Here is an 18,743-nt window from a genome sequence, read left to right as displayed (position 1 = left end):
GAACTCCTTTTAGTACCTATTTCTAATCGTTCTTATGAAGCTCTCCAAGAAGTTTCTCAATGTGACTGCCATAAGCGACAGATTCATCGATCTTGAAGATCAGTTCCGGTGTATGCCGAAGGCGTATCGCCTTGCCAAGCTCCGAGCGAAGAAAACCATTAGCTTTTTCAATCGCTTTAAGGGAGCCTGACTTCTGCTCTTCATCCCCGAACACGCTTAGGTATACTTTCGCTTGCGACAGATCGTTAGTCACGTCTACGCCAGTTACAGTTACAAAACCGATTCGAGGATCTTTCAGTCCGCTTTGGATAAGTTGACTAAGCTCTTTCTTGATCTGCTCGCCCACTCGTCCTGCTCTAATTTTAGACATCTATATTCACCTCTTCGCTTAGCGCTCTACAGTTTCCATAAGAAACGCTTCGATAATGTCGCCCTCTTGGACGTCATTATAGCGTTCCAAAGTTATGCCGCATTCATAACCTTGCGCCACTTCTTTGGCATCATCTTTAAAGCGTTTCAAGGTATCAACTTTACCTGTAAATACAACGATTCCGCTACGGATCAAGCGCATTTCAGCATTACGGGTAATTTTACCATCAATAACCATACAACCTGCAATGGTACCCACTTTACTGATTTTGAAGACGCTACGTACTTCAGCGTGACCGATAACGTTCTCTTTATAGATAGGATCAAGCATACCCTTCATTGCACTTTCGATTTCCTCAATTACATTGTAGATGATGTTATGGAGACGAACATCTACTTTTTCTTGTTCAGCAGCTGCCTTGGTTTGAGCGTCAGGACGAACGTTAAAGCCAATAACAATAGCATTAGATGCTGCTGCAAGTGTAATATCGGATTCCGTAATGGCACCAGCACCACTGTGAATGATCTTCACGCGGACGCCTTCCACTTCGATCTTAGCCAGGGAACCTTTAAGTGCCTCGACCGAACCTTGTACGTCAGCTTTAATGATAACGTTAAGGTCTTTGATCTCGCCGTCTTTAATGTGCTGGAACAAATCATCCAATGTTACACGGGTGTTCGTATTCAGCTCAGATTGACGTTGGGATGTGGAACGTCTATCAGCAATCGCACGGGCTTTACGCTCGTCTTCGAAAGCCATAAACGGATCGCCAGCTTGTGGTACCTCAGTCAAACCAGTAATTTCTACTGGAGTGGAAGGTCCAGCTTCCTTGATCTTACGTCCTTTATCATTAACCATCGCACGTACACGTCCGAAGCAGTTACCTGCTACGAAAGCATCGCCGACTTTCAATGTACCGTTCTGTACCAGAACACGTGCAACTGGTCCACGATTCTTATCAAGCTCAGCTTCTATAACCGTACCACGTGCCCGTTTGTCAGGGTTCGCTTTGTACTCATTTACTTCAGCAACGAGCAGAATCATTTCCAGCAGTTCTTCCAAGTTAATACGTTGTTTTGCAGAAAGGTTAACGAAGATGGTATCTCCGCCCCACTCTTCAGGAACGAGTTCATAGCTTGTAAGCTCTTGCTTCACTTTGTCAGGATCTGCACCCGGCTTGTCGATTTTATTAACAGCGACAATAATCGGAAGTCCAGCAGCCTTAGCATGTGCAATAGCTTCAACGGTCTGAGGCATAACACCGTCATCAGCAGCAACTACGATAATAGTCATATCTGTTACCTGTGCACCACGAGCACGCATAGCAGTAAATGCTTCGTGACCAGGTGTATCTAGGAACGTTATTTTCTTCTGGTTGATTTCAACTTGATAAGCACCGATATGCTGTGTGATTCCGCCTGCTTCGCCTAGAGATACACTCGTCGAACGAATGGCATCCAGCAAAGTAGTTTTACCGTGGTCAACGTGACCCATGATCGTAACTACTGGAGGACGTGACTGAAGTTCTTCTTCAGCATCATTCTCTTCCACAGTTTCAAAGCTATCCTCATCAACAGGAATCTTCACTTCTACTTCTACGCCGAATTCAGCAGCAAGTAGCAGGATGGTGTCGATATCCAGCTCTTGGTTGATGGTTGCCATAACACCCATAGAGATCAGCTTCTTAATTACTTCAGAAGCGTCTTTGTGAAGCAATTTTGCTGTTTCACCAACAGTCATGCTACCACGAACGATAATCTTCTTAGGTGTGTTATCGATCTTCTCACGGTGAACCATTGGCTGATTCTTGCCGCGGCCATTCTTACCACCACGACCGCGGTAGTTACCGCCTTTGCCATCATCAAACCGTCTATTGTTCGTATTTGGTCTACCACCAGTGGTGTTCTTCTTAGGACCTCTGTCGTCACCGCGTGTGAAGCCACCGCCAGTGCCAGATTGACCTTGTGGGCGGCTGTCAGTGCGAGGTGCACTGCTTTGTCCTTGCGGACGGCTGCCAGTATTGCTTCCTTGTGGACGGCTACCACCGGTATTACTACCTTGCGGACGGCTACCACCGGTACTGCTACCTTGTGGACGGCTGCCAGTATTACTTCCTTGTGGACGGCTTCCGCTAGTAGTGTTACCTTGTGGACGATTGCCGCCTGTGCTACTTCCTTGCGGACGGCTTCCGCTAGTACTGTTAGTACGTGGAGCTCCGCTTTGTTGCGGACGTGCATTCTGCGTTGAACCTGTTGTTGTTCTGCGGGAATCTTGTCCGCTTTGGGGCCTTGGGGACGTCGTCGATTGGTTGTTGTTTTGGTTACTGTTCATACCTACCTGCTTTTCCTGTTGATTTTTGTTGGCATTCTGAGCACTTTGGGGTTCGGCAGTTACCGCACCGGTTGTCACCGGACGGCTGCTGGAGCTGGTATCCCGTTTGGCTGCAGCGTTCGACTTGATATCCTTGAAGAATTGCTCTACTTTGTTCACGGAACCGTTCTCCATGACACTCATATGATTATTCACAGGGACATTCAAACGCTTCAGAATTGTAATAATTTCTTTACTGCTCATGTTTAGTGACTTGGCGTATTCGTACACGCGCAATTTATCTTTGTTCTCTTCTTTAGTCAATAAATCCACCTCCGACAGTATCTCCGAGTTGCTTGGAGATCATTTCCGCGAATCCTTTATCCGTAATGGCCAGTACTACACGCTGGTCTTTACCAATACTTGCACCGAGGCTGTCTCGGTGAAATGCGATTACTAGTGGAATATCGTAGGTTCCGCATTTATCACGGAACTTTTTTTGGGTATTATCTGAAGCGTCACCTGCCAGAACGACCAGCTTCGCCTCTGAAGACCGTACAGCTTTGAGTACAGCCTCATCGCCGGTGACTATCTTGCCTGCTCTCATGGCAAGCCCTAAATAAGAAAGCGCCTTACTCATTATCCTCACTATCCTTTGCTGCTAGAAACTGCTCTTCCACGGAAGTAAACTCCCGGGCAAGCTGGTCATAGATTTCAGGACTCACTTGACATTTCAAAGCGCGGTCAAGTGCTTTATTCTTCTGTGCCAGCTTAAAGCATTCAAGCTTGCCGCATATGTAAGCACCGCGGCCTGACTTCTTACCTGTCAGATCAATCAGTACTTCGCCCTCGGGCGTTCTAACCACTCGAATCAGCTCTTTTTTCGGCATCATCTCCTGGGTAGCAACGCATTTGCGCAGCGGCACCTTTCTTTGTTTCATACATACGCCTCCCGTCAAGCAGGTTAATTAATCAATGGAGACGGAATCCTGATGCATTTCATCAATAGAAGTTCTCGGTCTACCGTATTCCTGCTCCGCTTGACTTTCACTCTTAATATCAATTTTCCAGCCGGTAAGCTTAGCGGCAAGACGTGCATTTTGCCCTTTAATACCGATAGCCAGTGATAATTGATAATCAGGAACGATCACCCGTGCCATTTTCTCTGCTTCAAAGACTTGAACTTCAAGCACTTTAGAAGGGCTGAGTGCATTAGCGACATACTCCTGCACCAGATCAGAGTAACGGACGATATCGATCTTCTCGCCACGAAGCTCAGTAACGATGGTTTGAACGCGTGTTCCTCTTGGGCCTACGCAAGAACCAACTGGATCCACTTCCGGATTGCGGGAATACACAGCAATCTTCGAACGGAAGCCAGCTTCACGAGCTACGGAACGAATTTCAACTACACCATCAAAAATTTCCGGAACTTCTAGTTCGAACAGACGCTTCAGCAATCCGGGATGACTGCGGGACAGCATAATTTGCGGTCCTTTAGTCGTGTTCTCAACTTTAGTGATATAAGCCTTGATACGCTCGCTTTGTTTAAACTTCTCACCTGGCATCAATTCACTAAGCGGCAAGACCGCTTCGATTTTACCAAGATCAATGTAAATGTTCCGCATATCTTGACGTTGTACAAGTCCTGTTACAATATCATCTTCTTTGTCAATAAAGGCATTATAGATGAGTCCACGCTCTGCTTCGCGAATCCGTTGTGTTACAACCTGCTTTGCAGTCTGTGCAGCAATACGCCCGAAATCACGTGGTGTTACTTCAAGCTCAGCAATGTCTTCAAGCTGGAAATGCGGGTTAATTTCTCTGGCTGCCGGCAATGAGATTTCAGTCCTTGTATCCAGGACCTCTTCAACAATTAGCTTGCGGGCAAACACTTTAATGACACCTGTGTTGCGGTTCATGTCAACACGCACGTTCTGTGCTGCATTGAAATTACGTTTATAACTAGAGATCAGCGCCGCTTCGATCGCTTCGAACAGCACATCTTTACTGATGCCTCTCTCCCTTTCCAGCTCATTCATTGCTTCAATAAACTCCATACTCATGAATTTCCGGCCCCCCTTTCAAGACGTTAAAAAATAATGGCCAATCTCGCGCTTGCGACTTTGGCATACGGTACTAAATGTTCTTTTTTGCCCGCGGAGATGAGCAGTTCCTCGTTCTCGAACGAGAGCAAACGACCTTCAAATTCTTTGAGTCCTTGAATCGGCTCATAAACAGTCACATACACGTCCTTACCTACCGCTTTAGCTACATCCGCAGCTTTTTTGAGAGGACGCTCTGCTCCCGGTGAGGAAACCTCAAGGAAATATGCCTCAGGGATAGGATCATTCTCATCCAACTGCTGACTGAAATATTCGCTAATGCTTCCGCAGTCATCAATATCAATGCCGCCTTCTTTATCTACGAATATACGCAGAAACCAATTGGAGCCTTCCTTCACGTATTCAACGTCCACCAGTTCGAAACCATTGTCGTCGAGATAGGGCCCGAGCATCTGCTCTACCGTTTGTTTAATTTTAGATTTGGGTGTGCTCAAAAGAAAATTACCTCCACGAACTTGTCTTTTGCTATATACCAAAGATAAAGAGTGGGTTTCCCCACTCTTTACACAACGGACTTATCTCATTATTACCAAAGAAATTATACCATAGTGAGTCTGGACTGACAAGTGCTAGCCCTTGACTCCCCCTTTGGAACTCTCTTTTCCAGCCATGAAATAAGTGTTGTTAAAGCCTTTAAAATAGGGAAAGTTGATTGCTCTCCGGTAAGCCGCGGAAGCAGCCCATATTGGTTAGCAGCTCAATAACTGTCTTACTCGCCTTGGATTTTTGCTGGAAATCCTCAATAGAAAGGAACTCCCCGGCATCTTTCGCAGCAGCAATGTTGATAGCAGCATTCTCACCAATTCCCGCTAATGCGGAAAACGGAGGAATCAAACTCTTGTCATCAACAATAAACTTATTCGCTTCCGAACGGTAAAGATCAATGTTTTTGAATGTAAACCCACGTGCCGTCATCTCCAAAGCCATCTCAAGGACAGGCAACATCGCCTTTTCCTTAGGCAAAGCTTGAAATCCTTTTTGCTCAATTTCTACGATCTGACGGTTGATCGCTTCATATCCCTTACAGCACAATTCAATATCAAAATCTGCTGCACGTACAGAGAAATAAGTCGCATAATATTCAATAGGATGATACAGCTTGAAGTAGGCGGTACGTACTGCAGAAATTACGTATGCAGCAGCATGCGCCTTCGGGAACATGTATTGAATCTTCAGACAAGAATCAATATACCATTGTGGAACCTTGCACTTTTTCATTTCCTCGATCCATTCGTCAGATAAACCTTTACCTTTACGAACACTCTCGGTGATTTTAAAGGCCAAGCTCGCATCCATTCCCGCTTTATAAATTAAGAAGAGCATGATGTCATCCCGACAACCGATAACGGTCTTAATGTTACAAGTGTTATTCTTTATAAGCTCTTGCGCGTTACCAAGCCAAACTCCAGTACCATGAGACAAACCTGATATTTGCAGTAAGTCAGCAAAGCTGGATGGTTTCGACTCAATAAGCATTTGACGTACGAACTTGGTACCCATTTCGGGCACACCATAAGTCGCAACCGGCGATCTGATTTCGTCAGGTCTCACTCCAAGTGCATCTGTAGAGTTAAACATGCTCATTACTTTCGGATCATTCATCGGGATAGAAGTTGGATCAACACCTGTCAAATCCTGGAGCATCCGCATCATCGTCGGATCATCATGACCCAGAATATCAAGCTTCAGCAAATTCGCGTCAAAAGCGTGATAATCAAAGTGTGTGGTCTTCCATTCGGCATTGACATCATCCGCCGGGAATTGCACTGGCGTAATATCTTCTACCTCCATATAGTCTGGAACAACGACTATACCACCCGGATGCTGTCCCGTACTACGTTTAACGCCTGTACAGCCGGCCGCCAGACGGCCAACTTCAGCTCCACGCCAACGTTTCTGGTGAAGTTCTTCGTATTTTTTTGCAAATCCGAAGGCTGTCTTCTCAGCCACGGTACCAATCGTTCCGGCACGGAATACATTTTTCTCACCAAACATTTCTTTGGTAAAGTTATGTGCATTCGGCTGATATTCCCCTGAGAAGTTCAAGTCGATATCGGGAACTTTATCCCCTTTAAATCCAAGGAAGGTCTCGAACGGAATATCCTGGCCTTCGCCTTTGAGCTTCTGACCGCAATCCGGGCAGACTTTATCTGGTAAATCGAATCCGCTCCGCACACTACCGTCCAGGAACCATTCACTATGGCGACACTCAGGGTTTAGGCAAATATAATGCGCAGGCAAAGGATTAACTTCTGAAATCCCAAGAAATGTAGCTACTACAGAAGAGCCTACAGAACCCCGCGAGCCTACGAGATATCCATCTCGATTTGATTTTTTAACGAGACGTTCAGAAATCAAATAGTTGGCAGAGAACCCGAATTTAATAATCGGTGCAAGCTCTTTCTCCAAACGGGCAATCACTACTTCAGGTAGTTCTTCGCCATAAATGGATTTGGCAGTGTTATAACAGGTCTCGCGAATTTCTTCGTCCGCCCCTTCAAGAATTGGTGTAAATAGCTTATCTGGAAATAGCTCCAGCTCTTCAAAACGTTCTGCCAGCTCAACGGTATTCGTAACCACGACTTCCTTCGATTTTTCAGCACCGAGAAAATCGAATTCAGACAGCATTTCATCCGTTGTGCGGAAGTGTGCATCCGGTTTGCGTTGGTCTTTAAGCGGACTAAAGCCTGTGATCCCATTAATCGTAATATCACGATACAGCTTGTCCCGGGGTTCAAGATAATGCACATTCCCTGTTGCGATAACAGGTTTATTCAACTGTTCCCCTATTTCGCAAACCTTGCGGACTACATCGCGAAGCTCATCAGGGCCTGCTACAAAGCCCTTGTCCACCAAGTGCATGTACATGGTCAAAGGCTGAATCTCCAGCACATCATAAAAATGAGCAACCTCCATGGCTTCCTCAGTCGTTTTATTGAGTACTGCTTCAAAAAACTCTCCACGTTCACAACCGGAAATCACAAGCAGTCCATCTCTATGCTCTTCCAGCTTGGATTTTGGAATACAAGGTACACGTTTGAAATATTCCGTATGTGACATGGAAATGAGCTTATAGAGATTTTTTTTGCCTACTTGATTAAGTGCATAAATATTACAGTGGAACGGTCTTGTGTTCGAAAGATCATTACCCACATAATCGTTTAGTCGATCAAGGCGGGTCATGCCCTTCATCTTTTCAGCATCTGCGAGCAATCCTGTTAATATACCGCCGAGTGCTATGGTATCATCAATCGCACGGTGATGGCTTTCCAGAAGAACTTTATATTTATCGGCTAATGTGTTCAGCCTGTGATTCTTCATGCTTGGATATAGTAACCGAGCGAGCTCAAGCGTATCAAGAGATGGATTTGGAAGCACAGGTTCACCTATTTTACGTAACGAGGCCTGAATAAAACCCATATCAAATCGGGCGTTATGAGCAACAAGGATACTGTCACCCACAAATTCAACAAACTTACGCAGCACTGGTTCAAGATCAGGAGCATCCTTAACCATTTCATCCGTAATATTGGTCAATTGCTGAATATGATAAGGGATCTTCTCATGCGGATTAACAAAAGTAGAATAACGCTCTACTTCTTTGCCTTCGCACATTTTAATGGCCGCCAGCTCCGTAATATTATTGCGGGTAATCGATAATCCAGTGGTCTCTATATCAAACACTACATAGGTAGCTGTCTTCAAGTCCAAAGGCTGAGCATTCTCGACAATATTTACAGAGTCATTCACAACATTGGCTTCCACGCCATAAATCATTTTTATCTTATGCTTATGAGCTGCATGGTTCGCATCAGGAAAAGCCTGAACTCCGCCATGATCAGAAATAGCAATCGCAGGATGCCCCCACTGGGCAGCTGTTTTGACATAGGTAGTGATCGGAGTGACCGCATCCATCGTACTCATCGTAGTGTGAAGGTGGAATTCCACCCGTTTCTTAGGAGCCGTATCTTTACGCGCAGGCGGTGCCTTAACTTCCGTTAAATCCGAAGGGATCATCACTAGCTCAGGAATCTGCATAAAACGGTCATATTCAACTTTTCCGCGTGCTCTTACCCATTTACCGTTTGCTAGCTGACTCATAACCTTCAGATCATCTTTAGTCTTCGCGAACATCTTCATTTGTAGAGAATCCGTGAAATCAGTCAAACTGAAGGTGAACAAGGTACTGCCATTGCGAAGTTCCTTACGATCCAGACCAAAAATGGTACCCTGAATTGTAATTTTCTTCTCTTCATCTTGAATTTCAAGAATCGGCACGGCCTGTTCCTTAATTTCATACCCCACTTGAAGCTTAATTACTTCATTAGGATCGCTATCATCAGCAGGAGCTTCTGTTTCTACAGCAGTCATCATCTGCTCAACGATCTCGCGTTGTTCTTGCTGAAGCTTTTGCTGAAATTCTTCGTATGCTTCAACATTATTATTTTCGTTCTCTGCCATTAGCACTTTAACTTTTATGGAGAGACCGAAATACTTATCATAAAATTTAATAATTGCCCCATCGATGCCTTTTTTACGAGCCAGCTCCATAGAAGTGGAGTCACTCATCGTCAGCATTAAAGTGTCATCTTTAAGCTCTTGGGTAGAACGTGTCAGCCAGCCATTAACCGAAGGGATCTCGCGAGTCACCCACTCCAGAAACAATCCCCAATATTCTTGGACTAGCTCTGCTCTACTAACTTTTTGATCATATACGAATAAAAAGTTTACTTTGGCTATATGCTGTAGCTTCTCGCGCATTCTGAGGCAAAATGTCCGGTATACCTGAGCTGGAACAAGACTTTCTTTCGCAATCACAATTTGCCAGTCTCGGTTACCACGGCTGATCTCTACACGCTCTATATATCCATCTAAAAAGTAGGGATCCATAATTGCAGGTGGAATTTCACCTTGCTTCATCAAGAGCTCGAATCTTTTTCTTCTCTCCTGGTTTTGTTCCATGCTTTCCTCCCACCTTTGATAACTCCGTAAAACACAATCAATGATATTCAGTGAAAGTACAATATGATAAGAAGAAACGACGTTGTCGTCTTTTCAAGACGATAACTGTTTCTCGCAAAAATATAAGGATAATTTATTACGTAAGCATATAAATTCTTATATTTTAAAAAGCTTCTGGATTCAAAAAGCATTGGGTTTTTTCGGCCCGCTGACTCCTCTCTCCAGAAGCTAGATTAAAATACTACAAGACTGTTGATCGGTACCAAAAGATTAATATGCCTTTGCAAAAACCACAGTATGCTCAGCCGGTTTGCCACAGCAAATGCAGACTTGTTTCTTCTCCGCCGGATCGAAAGGAATGTTTCGGCTACCCGCACCTGTCTCTTCCTTAACTTTGGACTCGCATTCTTCGGAACCACACCAGCCAGCTAGTGCAAAGCCGCGTTTTTCTTCCATTGAAGCTTTCATTTCTTCCAAGGAATCTACAGAATAGAAATGGTCCTCGCGGAATTTCAGGGCACGTTCGAACATTTCATTATGAACCTGCTCGAGCATTGCTTGTACCTCTTCAACAAGGTTCTCCTGCTGAATTACCTTCTTCTCACCTGTGACACGGGATACGATAACGCAAACGCCATTCTCCATATCGCGTGGTCCAAGCTCCAAGCGCACAGGTATACCGCGCATTTCATATTCATTGAACTTCCAACCTGGCGTTACATCCGAACGATCATCCACACGTACACGAACACCTGCGTTCTTCAGCTCCTTGAACAGCTCGTCTGTCCGTCCAATCACGGCTTCGCGAGTTTTAGGAGGTCCGATCGGAATCATAATCACTTGAGTTGGCGCTACCTTAGGTGGCAGAACAAGACCACGGTCATCACCATGTACCATAATCAGCGAACCAATCAAGCGTGTAGTGGATCCCCATGAAGTGGTATGCACATATTCTAAATTATTGTCGCGGCTCAAATACTGGATCTCAAATGCTGTTGCAAACTTGGTACCCAAGTAATGTGAGGTAGCAGCCTGAACAGCACGTCCATCTTTCATCATCGCTTCAATAGAATACGTATCTACTGCACCAGCAAAACGCTCGGAAGGTGTCTTTTGTCCAGTGATCACCGGAATGGCAAGGAATGTCTCGGCAAAATCACGGTAGTTATCCAACATCTTCATGGTTTCTTCACGAGCTTCGGCTTCATTCTCATGTGCGGTATGCCCTTCTTGCCAAAGAAACTCAGTAGTGCGGATAAATGGTAAAGTACGCTTCTCCCAACGAACCACGTTCGCCCATTGATTGATAAGTACAGGAAGGTCACGATAGGACTGAATCCATTTGGAATACATATGCCCGAACATGGTCTCAGAAGTAGGACGGACCGCCAGACGTTCTTCAAGCACGTCTCCACCAGCCTCAGTTACCCATGGCAGTTCGGGATTAAAGCCTTCAATATGATCCTTTTCCTTTTGAAAGAAACTCTCTGGAATAAACACTGGAAAATAAGCATTACGATGCCCAGTTTCCTTGAGGCGACGGTTCATTTCCTCCTGAATATGCTCCCATATTTCATAGCCCTCTGGCTTAAATACGATACAGCCACGAACAGGAGAGTAGTCCATCAAGTCTCCTTTTTTTATAACATCAATATACCAGCGTGAGAAATCCTCGCTTTGCGGCGTGATTTCCGTAACGAATTGCTTATCTTTTGCCATGTAATGGAATGCCTCCCGAAGAAAATTAGCCGCTGATCAAACGTAAAATATCATTATACGTAACAGCAATCATTAATAAAAATAACAGTGCAAATCCGACAAAGTGAACCATACCTTCACGACTCGGATCTACAGGTTTACCGCGTAATGCCTCCACACCTAGGAACGCCAGACGGCTTCCATCGAGTGCTGGAATCGGCAATAGGTTGAAAATCCCCAGATACAAGCTTAGGATAGCAGCCCAATAGGTAAGATACTGAATGCCTTGTTGGGCAATTTGACCGGTTACTTCAAAGGTACGAACCGGACCTCCAATATCATCCATATTGAATTTATTGATCAATTGCTTAAAGCCCAGAAAGATAGCTTCCGTCGTATCGACCATAGCTTTACCTGAACCTGTCAACGTCTCTCCAACCCCTGCTTTGCGGGTAGGAAGCTCAGGTGTAATCCCAATTTTACCGCCTTCTTGTCCCTCCATGCTACGAGGAACGAGAGTCACATTAAGGGTCTCATCACCACGTTGCAGCATCCATTTCATTTCTTTCCCTTTGGACTCCGAGGTTAAGTCAATCATTTTTTGGTAATCGGCACCAATCTTCTCACCGTTGATGGAGACAATAATGTCACCCTTCTGCAATCCCGCCTCTTGTGCAGGCATTCCTTCAGAGACATCACCGATCTTAACATAAGTAGGATTCTCCACCGGAATTCCAACCATTTGCAAATGGATGGCAAACAGAACAAAGGCTAACAGGAAGTTCATCACAGGACCCGCAACAATAGCCAATGCACGCTGACCCACGGTTTTACTACCGAATTGGCGATCTTTAGGGGCAATTTGAGTCTGTTGCGTTCCTTTAATCATCATCGCTTGAGGATGAACATCATAAGTAGTAACTTCGCCATCGACATCCAAGCGGATTTGCAGATCATTTTCAAGATCAGTATGCAAAGCCTCACCACGGATTACATTTTTACGTGTATCCAATGCGTCCAGATAAATATTTTTTACTTTGTTATCCTGACCGAGTCTTACTGCAATGGTCTGCCCTGAGCCAATTTCAATAATTTCTGGATCTTCACCAGCCATCCGAGCATAACCGCCAAAAGGCAGTAAACGCAAAGTGAACTGTGTCTCATTCCGTTTATAAGAAAACAGTTTCGGACCGAAACCGATAGCAAATTCCCTCACGAGAATACCGGCGCGTTTGGCAAAATAATAGTGACCCCATTCATGTACAGTCACCAGGACAAAAAACATGAGCACCGTTAATAAAACGACTTGAACCATTTCCAAACGTATCATCCCCCTTTAGGTGTAAGACCGAAGTATGTCCTCTTAATTTATCATTATTCTCCGATCAGGCACAAGAGAATCAACTGTCCCAACCTATTTTTAGGGCAAAGTAAGTATTTCCAGTCAAGCAATAACGCCATCGGCGTCCCTTAAGGAGACGGTACGCATTTACGCGAGAAATATAAGGATAATGTATATAGTGAAACTTATACTTTCTTATATTTTTAAAAGAGATCTTTCTACCTTCTACAGCGTTGCTGCCAGCTCACGAACACGCTTATCACAGGATTCAATTTGTTCCAAATTCGGATTGTCCTCGTTAATATGACGATGCAGCACTTCCCCGATGATCTCCTCAATGCGCAGGAACGGGATCTCATGACTCAAGAAACGAGCAACAGCAACTTCATTTGCAGCATTAAAAGCAGTAGTAGCTGTCCCTCCAGCTTTTCCACAATCCATGGCTAGCTTAAGCGCAGGGAATCGTTCATAGTCCATTTCCCGGAAAGTCAAACGTCCAACTTCAGCTAACGACAAACGCTGTGCTGGCGATGCCCAGCGTTCGGGATACGTGAGCGCATATTGAATCGGGACACGCATATCGGGATTACCAAGCTGAGCAATAATGCTGCTATCGCGGAACTCCACATAAGAGTGAATGATACTCTCTGGATGCAAAAGTACATTTACTTGTTCATAAGGTAGACCAAATAGCCAATGCGCTTCTATCACCTCAAGCCCTTTATTCACCATTGTAGCAGAATCAATCGTGATTTTCGCGCCCATGCTCCAATTTGGATGACGAAGTGCATCCTCTACCGTTACATTTTTGAGTTGATCACGAGTGAAATCCCGGAAGGATCCACCAGAAGCTGTTAAAGTGATACAAGCTATATCAGCAAGGTTCTCACCATTTAAGCACTGAAAGATAGCTGAATGCTCGCTATCAATAGGTAACAACTTAACACCCTTACGATTAGCTAGATCAGTGACGAGGTGTCCTGCCGTTACCAAAGTCTCTTTATTAGCTAATCCAATATGTTTGCCTGCTTCGATCGCAGCTAACGTGGATTGGAGGCCTACACTACCCATAACAGCCGTTACGACCATTTCGGCATCTCCACCAGCTGCCACCTCAACAAGACCTTCATTCCCGCTGTATAGCTGTATGCCAGAAGGCAGACTGGATCTAATCTCATCTGCCAACTCCTTTGTTGCAACAGAAACACGACGAGGATTAAACCGACGAACTTGTTCCAGCAATAACGCTGTATTCGTTCCAGCTGCCAAGCCATCTACTTGAAAAGAGTCTGGGTGCATAGCGATGACATCTAGAGTCTGAGTGCCGATCGAACCTGTGGAACCAAGAACACTTATTTTTTTCATAGTTATACCCTCTCCTTCCGTTAATAGTAAGGCATGAGCGTTAGGATATGTACGAATGGAAAGACGATAATCCAGCTGTCACATCGATCAAGAATACCACCGTGACCTGGCAGAAGTGTGCCTGAATCTTTGATACCATACGCACGTTTATAGGCAGATTGCACAAGATCACCAAGCTGACCCAAGACCGCACAAGAAAGCCCTATAAGGAGCGCTCGTCCTATCGCTAGTTGTTCAGGAGCAAATATTGCAAACACGATCGCGATTAGCATCGAGATCAGTACCCCACCTACTGCACCTTCCACCGTTTTGTTGGGACTGATGGCAGGCCAAAGTTTGTTCTTCCCCATGCTTCTTCCAACAAAGTAAGCACCGGCATCACTACCCCAAATGCAGAAAAGGAGTAAAAAAGTCCAGAACAAACCATGTCCGTCATCCGATGCACGAGCCATGGCCATATAAGAAAAACCCATTCCAATGTATACTATACCAGTAAACAGCAAGGCCGTTACTCGAATATCTAATTTATTTTTAGTAAAAACTGTAACTAAAAGGAACAACAGCAGCAGAATCCAAATTCCTTGTTCCCACGATAAGGGTGCAGAGATCCCAAGCAAATTCCAAGGGATCATAAAACTTAGAATGGCTGCATAACCAAGAACGGTAGAACCGGAAAGCGCAGGTATCCCTATCATTTTCACAAATTCATAAAACCCGATAAAAGCCATGGCAGTAAGTAACAACTGGTATGGCCAGTTCCCCAACACGCATAAGCCTAAAAATAGTGCTCCGGCAACAATTCCGGTAATCAATCGCTGCTTCAAAGGTTTCCATCTCCTATCAAGCTACTTCAGTCCACCATAACGGCGTGTACGGCGTTGATATTCAGCAACTGCCTGATGCAAATGCTCCTTATCAAATTCAGGCCAATACACATCAGTAAACCACAGCTCACTATAAGCAAGCTGCCATAGCATGAAATTGCTAAGTCGCATTTCTCCGCTTGTACGTATAAGCAAATCCGGATCTGGTAACCCACCAGATAACATTCGGCTATCGATTAGATCAGTCGTAATATCTTCCGGTGACAAAGCCCCTGATTGGATGTCTTTACCAATGCTGCGCATGCAGTCCTCAATTTCTTTACGTCCCCCATAATTAAGAGCAAAATTCAATATAAGTCCAGTATTGCCCTGTGTTCGGGAAACCGCTTCTTCCATAGCCTTGCGTGTATATGAAGGTAATGCATCAGTATCCCCCATCATACATACTTGGACATTCTTCTCAATCAGTTCATCAAGCTCAATGGCTAGAAACTCCACTGGCAAGCGCATCAGATAATCGACTTCTTCCTTTGGTCGTTTCCAATTTTCTGTCGAGAACGCATACATCGTCAAAAACTCAACACCCAGTTCGTCTGCAGCGATTGTAGCACGTTTAACAGCCTTCATGCCATTCTGATGACCCACAACGCGCGGCAACCCGCGACGCTTAGCCCAACGCCCATTGCCGTCCATAATAACAGCCACATGCCGGGGAATGTTATCCGGTGAAATCTCGACTGGCTGTTGCCTGTCTTTACGGCTCAGCCACGCTTGAACCCGTTTGATCATTTCCGTTTCCTCCAAGCTCTTATCAGAAAGAGACAAACCCCACCATTAACGGAGGGGCCTTAAGTCTCTAGAATATCTTTATACTTCCATAATCTCTTTTTCTTTGGATACAAGTACTTTATCGACCTCGGCTATGAACTTATCCGTTGTCTTTTGAATGTCTTCCTGATGGCCACGGGACTCATCTTCCGAGATACCGTTTTTCTCCATCTTCTTAATATCATCGTTGGCATCACGGCGAATGTTGCGGATCGCTACTTTCGCTTCTTCACCAAATTTCTTCGTCAATTTCACCAAGTCCGTCCGACGTTCTTCAGTCAGCGGAGGGATAGAAAGACGAATGATTGTGCCGTCATTAGCAGGCGTCAAACCGATATCCGATTTCATGATCGCCCGTTCAATGTCAGACATCGATGTTTTGTCCCAAGGCTGGATTAACAGTGTCCGGGAATCCGGAGTACTGATGTTCGCCAGCTGATTGATTGGAGTAGGAGAACCATAATATTCAACTTGAATGCGATCTAGCAGTGATGTTGTTGCACGTCCTGCACGCAATGTTGCCAAGTCACGTTTCAGCGATGAAATCGCTTTTTCCATACGCTCTTCGGCATTTTTTTTGACCGATTGTGGCATTAATCTACACTCCCTTTAACAATCGTTCCGATCTTCTCACCGAGAACGACACGTTTGATATTGCCTTGTTCAGTAATGGCAAATACAATGAGCGGTATATTATTATCCATGCATAGAGATGAAGCTGTGGAATCCATAACACCAAGGTTTTTGTTCAGAACATCCATGTAAGTGAGCTGTTCAAATTTCTCGGCTGTGCTGTCTTTAAACGGATCTGCTGAATATACACCATCAACCTTGTTCTTCGCCATCAGAATAACTTCTGCTTCGATTTCTGCTGCTCTAAGTGCTGCAGTAGTATCTGTAGAGAAGAAAGGGTTACCTGTGCCTGCTGCAAAAATAACAACACGGCCCTTCTCTAAGTGACGAATCGCACGACGACGAATGTACGGTTCAGCAATTTGCTGCATCGAGATCGAAGTCTGCACTCTTGTTGGCACATCGATTTGCTCTAATGCATCCTGCAGAGCAAGTGAATTCATTACTGTTGCCAGCATGCCCATATAATCTGCAGTAGCGCGATCTATGCCACTTGCACTACCAGCGATCCCGCGCCAAATGTTACCTCCACCACAAACAATCGCAACCTGAACGCCAAGTTCTACAACTTCCTTGATCTGTTCAGCGATGGAAATAATCATGTCGGCATCAATACCATATCCGTTTTGTCCTGCCAAAGACTCTCCACTTACCTTAAGGACTACTCTCTTAAATACCGGCTGTTCCAAATGTATACCCTCACTTTCTGCAAAAGACGGAACACTACGTGTACGTGTTCCGCTCTTCTGATGCTTGCCTTTATTCAATTCTTCACATGTATGATGAAGCTGATATTAATTATTTACTTGTGCCATAACTTCTTCAACAAAGTTATCCACTTTCTTTTCCAAACCTTCGCCTAGTTCAAAACGAGCAAAACGACGGATCGAGATATTTTCTCCGATTGTGCTGATTTTTTCATTCAGCAATTGGGAGATCGTTTTGTCTGGGTCTTTAACGAAGGTTTGCTCAAGCAAGCAATATTCTTCGTAATATTTACCAATACGTCCTTCAACCATTTTTTCAATGATTTTCTCAGGCTTACCTTCGTTCAAAGCTTGAGCTTTCAGGATTTCTTTTTCTTTTTCTACATCTTCTTGCGGAACTTCTTCACGACGAACATAACGTGGGTTTGCTGCAGCGATTTGCATAGCGATATCGCGAGCAAATTCCTTGAAGGAATCTGTTTTACCTACAAAGTCAGTTTCGCAGTTGATCTCTACAAGTACACCAATACGGCCGCCAGCGTGGATGTAAGATTCTACAACGCCTTCAGTAGCAATACGTCCTGCTTTGTTTGCTGCTGCGGACAGACCTTTTTCACGAAGCAATTCAGCCGCTTTAGTGATATCGTTATTAGCTTCTTCAAGCGCTTTTTTACAATCAAGCATACCAGCGCCTGTTCTTTCACGAAGTTCTTTTACTGCTTTTGCATCAACTGCCATTGTTTATTCCCTCCAGGTAATTGTCGTTTTCTTACATTATTCAAGGCCTTTATCCTAAAAAAAGGGCAGTGAGAGGTTATCCACCTGCCAACCACCCTTTTCATTTAAGTTCTTGTATGTGTTAGTCGCTACTTAAGCAGTAGTTGTGTCTTCGCCTTGGTGAGCTTCAACAACAGCGTCTGCCATTTTACCAGTCAACAATTTCACGGCGCGGATAGCGTCGTCGTTACCTGGAATTACGTAGTCGATTTCGTCCGGATCACAGTTAGTATCAACGATAGCTACGATTGGAATACCCAATTTGCGAGCTTCTGCAACTGCAATACGCTCTTTACGCGGGTCAATGATGAACAACGCGCTTGGTAGACCTTTCATGTTCTTGATACCGCCCAAGAATTTTTCAAGACGATCTTTCTCTTTGCGAAGAAGGATAACTTCTTTCTTAGGTAGAACTTCGAAAGTGCCGTCTTCTTCCCAAGATTCCAATTTCTTCAAACGATCAATACGTTTTTGGATAGTTTGGAAGTTAGTAAGAGTTCCGCCCAACCAACGTTGGTTAATGAAGAACATACCGGAACGTTCTGCTTCTTCTTTTACGGAATCTTGTGCTTGTTTCTTTGTTCCTACGAATAGGATTGTGCCGTTGTCACCAGCGACGCTTTTTACAAAGTTGTAAGCTTCTTCTACCTTCTTGACTGTTTTTTGCAAGTCAATAATGTAAATTCCGTTTCTTTCAGTGAAGATATAACGATCCATCTTTGGGTTCCAACGACGAGTCTGGTGACCGAAGTGTACCCCAGCTTCTAGAAGCTGTTTCATGGAGATTACTGCCATCTTCAC

Annotated in this window: 15 protein-coding genes and 1 pseudogene; all 16 read right to left on the bottom strand. The window is 44.6% G+C overall.

Annotation, left to right across the window (positions count from 1 at the left end):
- Window positions 1–22: 22 nt before the first annotated feature.
- Window positions 23–370 (bottom strand): 30S ribosome-binding factor RbfA, encoded by a 348-nt coding sequence (gene rbfA, locus ACWNM1_RS10655; protein WP_042128856.1) that lies wholly within the window; start codon window positions 368–370, stop codon window positions 23–25.
- An 18-nt stretch (window positions 371–388) separates the two neighbouring features.
- Window positions 389–3,004 (bottom strand): translation initiation factor IF-2, encoded by a 2,616-nt coding sequence (gene infB, locus ACWNM1_RS10650; protein WP_449600953.1) that lies wholly within the window; start codon window positions 3,002–3,004, stop codon window positions 389–391.
- Window positions 2,999–3,320 (bottom strand): annotated as a pseudogene (locus ACWNM1_RS10645) (YlxQ family RNA-binding protein); the annotation flags it as partial. The pseudogene ACWNM1_RS10645 and the gene infB, both read right to left, overlap by 6 nt.
- A complete protein-coding gene (rnpM, locus tag ACWNM1_RS10640) occupies window positions 3,313–3,621 on the bottom strand; it encodes an RNase P modulator RnpM (protein ID WP_042189416.1) in 309 nt (102 codons plus the stop codon). The gene rnpM and the pseudogene ACWNM1_RS10645, both read right to left, overlap by 8 nt.
- Before the next feature lie 27 nt (window positions 3,622–3,648).
- On the bottom strand, window positions 3,649–4,746 hold the full coding sequence (gene nusA, locus ACWNM1_RS10635) for a transcription termination factor NusA (protein WP_042189417.1): 1,098 nt from the start codon (window positions 4,744–4,746) through the stop codon (window positions 3,649–3,651).
- A gap of 26 nt (window positions 4,747–4,772) precedes the next feature.
- Window positions 4,773–5,240: a ribosome maturation factor RimP gene (gene rimP, locus ACWNM1_RS10630; protein WP_060623087.1), complete on the bottom strand. Its 468-nt coding sequence runs from the start codon at window positions 5,238–5,240 to the stop codon at window positions 4,773–4,775.
- 199 nt (window positions 5,241–5,439) lie between these two features.
- Window positions 5,440–9,768, bottom strand: a complete 4,329-nt coding sequence (locus ACWNM1_RS10625; RefSeq protein ID WP_449600930.1) for a PolC-type DNA polymerase III — start codon at window positions 9,766–9,768, stop codon at window positions 5,440–5,442.
- A 270-nt stretch (window positions 9,769–10,038) separates the two neighbouring features.
- Complete coding sequence (gene proS / locus ACWNM1_RS10620) at window positions 10,039–11,487, bottom strand: proline--tRNA ligase (RefSeq protein WP_042189419.1); 1,449 nt, start codon at window positions 11,485–11,487, stop codon at window positions 10,039–10,041.
- 25 nt (window positions 11,488–11,512) lie between these two features.
- Window positions 11,513–12,787 carry an RIP metalloprotease RseP gene (gene rseP, locus ACWNM1_RS10615; protein WP_042189420.1) on the bottom strand — a complete coding sequence of 425 codons (1,275 nt, stop codon included), beginning with the start codon at window positions 12,785–12,787 and terminating at the stop codon, window positions 11,513–11,515.
- Between the two features lie 246 nt (window positions 12,788–13,033).
- A complete protein-coding gene (locus ACWNM1_RS10610; protein ID WP_449600929.1) occupies window positions 13,034–14,173 on the bottom strand; it encodes a 1-deoxy-D-xylulose-5-phosphate reductoisomerase in 1,140 nt (379 codons plus the stop codon).
- A gap of 20 nt (window positions 14,174–14,193) precedes the next feature.
- Window positions 14,194–14,997, bottom strand: coding sequence for a phosphatidate cytidylyltransferase (locus ACWNM1_RS10605; protein ID WP_449600928.1), 804 nt, complete (start codon window positions 14,995–14,997; stop codon window positions 14,194–14,196).
- 21 nt (window positions 14,998–15,018) lie between these two features.
- Window positions 15,019–15,786: an isoprenyl transferase gene (locus tag ACWNM1_RS10600; RefSeq protein WP_449600927.1), complete on the bottom strand. Its 768-nt coding sequence runs from the start codon at window positions 15,784–15,786 to the stop codon at window positions 15,019–15,021.
- Window positions 15,787–15,864: 78 nt separating this feature from the next.
- Complete coding sequence (frr, locus tag ACWNM1_RS10595; protein WP_042189424.1) at window positions 15,865–16,419, bottom strand: ribosome recycling factor; 555 nt, start codon at window positions 16,417–16,419, stop codon at window positions 15,865–15,867.
- Window positions 16,419–17,147, bottom strand: coding sequence for a UMP kinase (gene pyrH, locus ACWNM1_RS10590; RefSeq protein WP_036688491.1), 729 nt, complete (start codon window positions 17,145–17,147; stop codon window positions 16,419–16,421). The genes frr and pyrH overlap by 1 nt, the downstream gene beginning before the upstream one ends.
- A 105-nt stretch (window positions 17,148–17,252) precedes the next feature.
- Window positions 17,253–17,903: a translation elongation factor Ts gene (gene tsf, locus ACWNM1_RS10585; RefSeq protein WP_042128879.1), complete on the bottom strand. Its 651-nt coding sequence runs from the start codon at window positions 17,901–17,903 to the stop codon at window positions 17,253–17,255.
- Between the two features lie 132 nt (window positions 17,904–18,035).
- Complete coding sequence (rpsB, locus tag ACWNM1_RS10580) at window positions 18,036–18,737, bottom strand: 30S ribosomal protein S2 (RefSeq protein ID WP_036688493.1); 702 nt, start codon at window positions 18,735–18,737, stop codon at window positions 18,036–18,038.
- Window positions 18,738–18,743 lie beyond the last annotated feature (6 nt).

The organism is Paenibacillus sp. Marseille-Q9583 (genome assembly GCF_976954365.1).
This window is presented reverse-complemented; position numbering and strand designations above follow the sequence as displayed.

What these genes read in the sequence shown, in the direction of transcription:
- rbfA (WP_042128856.1), bottom strand. Translation starts at nt 370, where the DNA reads ATGTCTAAAATTAGAGCAGGACGAGTGGGCGAGCAGATCAAGAAAGAG.
- rnpM (WP_042189416.1), bottom strand. Translation starts at nt 3,621, where the DNA reads ATGAAACAAAGAAAGGTGCCGCTGCGCAAATGCGTTGCTACCCAGGAG.
- nusA (WP_042189417.1), bottom strand. Translation starts at nt 4,746, where the DNA reads ATGAGTATGGAGTTTATTGAAGCAATGAATGAGCTGGAAAGGGAGAGA.
- ACWNM1_RS10625 (WP_449600930.1), bottom strand. Translation starts at nt 9,768, where the DNA reads ATGGAACAAAACCAGGAGAGAAGAAAAAGATTCGAGCTCTTGATGAAG.
- proS (WP_042189419.1), bottom strand. Translation starts at nt 11,487, where the DNA reads ATGGCAAAAGATAAGCAATTCGTTACGGAAATCACGCCGCAAAGCGAG.
- ACWNM1_RS10610 (WP_449600929.1), bottom strand. Translation starts at nt 14,173, where the DNA reads ATGAAAAAAATAAGTGTTCTTGGTTCCACAGGTTCGATCGGCACTCAG.
- ACWNM1_RS10600 (WP_449600927.1), bottom strand. Translation starts at nt 15,786, where the DNA reads ATGATCAAACGGGTTCAAGCGTGGCTGAGCCGTAAAGACAGGCAACAG.
- frr (WP_042189424.1), bottom strand. Translation starts at nt 16,419, where the DNA reads ATGCCACAATCGGTCAAAAAAAATGCCGAAGAGCGTATGGAAAAAGCG.
- tsf (WP_042128879.1), bottom strand. Translation starts at nt 17,903, where the DNA reads ATGGCAGTTGATGCAAAAGCAGTAAAAGAACTTCGTGAAAGAACAGGC.
- rpsB (WP_036688493.1), bottom strand. Translation starts at nt 18,737, where the DNA reads ATGGCAGTAATCTCCATGAAACAGCTTCTAGAAGCTGGGGTACACTTC.